The organism is Mucilaginibacter sp. P4_G9 (assembly GCF_056400985.1).
On sequence record NZ_JBFUKF010000569.1, the window covers coordinates 1 to 2,506 of the forward strand.

The following is a 2,506-nucleotide window of genomic DNA, read 5'->3' on the forward strand; positions in this document are numbered from 1 at the left end:
TCCTAAACCCGAGCAAAAGGAATTTTTAGGGTTTCTGAAATTTTCGGCAGAAAATCTGCTGGTACTTATTAATGATATACTTGATTTTAGTAAAATAGAGGCAGGTAAAATTGAGTTTGAAGAGGTTGATTTTAGTATTACTGATCTTACAAAAAATATCAGGCTGGCACTGCTTCAAAAGGCTAACGAAAAAAATATCCAGATAAAACTGATGATGGACCAGGATTTGCCTAATGCGATCATTGGCGATCCGATACGTTTAGGGCAGATATTAACCAACCTGATAAGCAATGCTGTAAAGTTTACAAATAAGGGAAAGGTAACGATTACCGCATCGTTAGGCTGGTGTAGTGAAGATAAATCAACCATTGATTTTGAAATTGCCGATACCGGGATAGGTATTATGCCTGATAAAATTGAGCATATTTTTGAAAGCTTTAACCAGGCCAGTACCGATACGACCCGTAAATATGGCGGTACAGGCCTTGGCCTTACTATTACAAAACGCCTTTTACAATTGTTGGGCAGCGAAATTACGGTTATAAGCGAATACAATAAAGGATCTGTTTTTAAGTTTAGCCTAACGTTTAAAAATAGTAAAAAACAATTAAGCAGCACATCAGATAGCGAGGAGTTTTACAATTTGAAGAGCCTTAAAGGCACTAAATTACTTATTGCCGAAGATAACCAGATAAATGTTATACTGGCCAAGCATTTCATGAAACAATGGGATATTGAATGTGATGTTGCCGAAAATGGGCAAATAGCTTTAATGCTGGTGCAAACGCACGATTACGATATGATTTTGATGGATCTTCAAATGCCCGAGATGGATGGCTATCAAACCACAACAGCAATACGTGAACTTCCCGGCGAAAAGTATAAGAATTTGCCTATTATAGCCCTCACCGCATCGGCCATGCTTGATATCCAGGACATGGCATTTACCGTCGGGATGAATGATTATGTGAGTAAACCGTTTAACCCTAATGAGCTTCATCGCAAAATTGCAAAGTACAGCAGGCAAAAGGAAAGCGTGTAGGCTTTCATCCTCTTAATTTGTTCATTTAAAACAAGTTAAAAGCAATAAAGCGGACAAAGTGATTTTGATGCGCCGTTTTTTCTCAACAAGTAAAGCAAAGCCTGAAAATTTTCTTACTTTTGTATCCCGTACACAAACATTTGGTTCCGGCGTAAAACCGCAGCCATTTTTCAAAAAAATCATGACTAAATATATTTTTGTTACGGGTGGCGTTACCTCGTCGTTAGGAAAAGGTATTATCTCCGCTTCATTAGCCAAACTACTACAATCGCGCGGTTATCGTGTTACTATCCAAAAGTTTGATCCCTATATCAATATCGATCCGGGAACATTGAACCCTTATGAGCATGGTGAATGCTACGTAACCGAGGATGGCGCCGAAACAGATCTGGACCTTGGTCACTACGAACGCTTTTTAAATACCCCAACATCAAAAGCCAATAACATCACTACCGGTCGTATTTATCAAAATGTGATCAATAAAGAGCGTGAAGGTGCTTTTTTGGGTAAAACCGTACAGGTAGTACCCCACATTACCGACGAAATTAAACGCAACTTCCGCATATTGGGCGAGAGTGGCGAATATGATATTGTGATTACCGAATTAGGCGGTACCGTAGGTGACATTGAATCGTTACCCTACATCGAAGCTGTACGCCAGTTCAGGTGGGAAACAGGGTCTGGTAACTCATTGGTAATTCACCTTACATTGGTTCCATTTCTGGCGGCTGCAGGCGAATTAAAAACCAAACCAACCCAGCACTCGGTAAAAATGCTGCTTGAATATGGTATTCAGCCGGATATCCTGGTTTGCCGTACCGAGCATCATTTAACACCCGATATTCGCAAAAAAATCGCGCTTTTTTGTAATGTGAATATCAATGCCGTTATCGAATCGATAGACGCATCAACCATTTATGATGTGCCGTTATTGATGCTTAAAGAGCAGTTAGATAAAACAGTATTAACTAAATTAAAATTATCGCACAAGAACGAGCCTAACCTGGATAGCTGGAAAGATTTCCTGGGCCGTTTAAAAAACCCTACGGCCGATGTACGCATAGCGCTGGTAGGTAAATATGTTGAATTGCCGGATGCTTATAAGTCTATTACCGAGGCATTTATACACGCGGGCGCTTCCAAAGAGTGTAAGGTTAGGGTAGAGTATATTCCATCAGAAAGCTTAACACCCGAAAATGCTATAGAAAAGCTTAAAGGCATGCACGGCGTACTGGTTGCACCAGGTTTTGGCGAGCGCGGTTTTGAAGGTAAAATTGAAGCTATCCGTTATGTTCGCGAAAACAACATACCTTTCTTTGGTATTTGTTTGGGCATGCAATGCGCGGTTGTGGAGTTTGGCCGGAATGTTTTGGGCCTGCAAAATGCCAACAGTACCGAAATGAGCCCCGATACCCCTCATCCGGTTATTGGCATGATGGAAGAGCAGAAAACCATCACCAACAA

General features: G+C 40.7%; 2 protein-coding genes. Both read left to right on the plus strand.

All coding sequences use genetic code 11. The features are described 5' to 3' along the window. On the plus strand, positions 1 to 1,042 hold a 1,042-nt coding region (locus AC1DPZ_RS25420; protein ID WP_477408740.1), incomplete at its 5' end, for an ATP-binding protein. A 181-nt stretch (positions 1,043 to 1,223) separates the two neighbouring features. Beyond that, the coding region (locus tag AC1DPZ_RS25425; RefSeq protein WP_477408742.1) for a CTP synthase at positions 1,224 to 2,506 on the plus strand (1,283 nt) is incomplete at its 3' end.